Origin of the sequence: Vibrio sp. 14G-20, from assembly GCF_026241515.1 — a bacterium.
Lineage (GTDB): Bacteria > Pseudomonadota > Gammaproteobacteria > Enterobacterales > Vibrionaceae > Vibrio.
Window position 1 is genome coordinate 1 of record NZ_JAPHPW010000075.1, and the last position, 299, is coordinate 299.

A 299-nucleotide genomic window follows, 5' to 3' on the forward strand; every position below is an offset into this window, starting at 1 on the left:
TCATTAAAAGCTTAAGGGCTAATCCAATTTCGCTCGCCGCTACTTTCGGAATCTCGGTTGATTTCTCTTCCTCGGGGTACTTAGATGTTTCAGTTCCCCCGGTTTGCCTCCTGTTGCTATGTATTCACAACAGGATACTTACTTATGTAAGTGGGTTTCCCCATTCAGGAATCCCAGACTCAAAAGGTTATTACTACCTAATCTGGGCTTATCGCAAGTTATTACGCCTTTCATCGCCTCTGACTGCCAAGGCATCCACCGTGTACGCTTAGTCACTTAACCATACAACCCGAAAGGGT

Annotated in this window: 1 rRNA gene; it reads right to left on the reverse strand. The window is 45.5% G+C overall.

Annotation, left to right across the window (positions count from 1 at the left end):
* Positions 1-282 (reverse strand): 23S ribosomal RNA (locus tag OQJ75_RS22500); the annotation flags it as partial.
* Positions 283-299 lie beyond the last annotated feature (17 nt).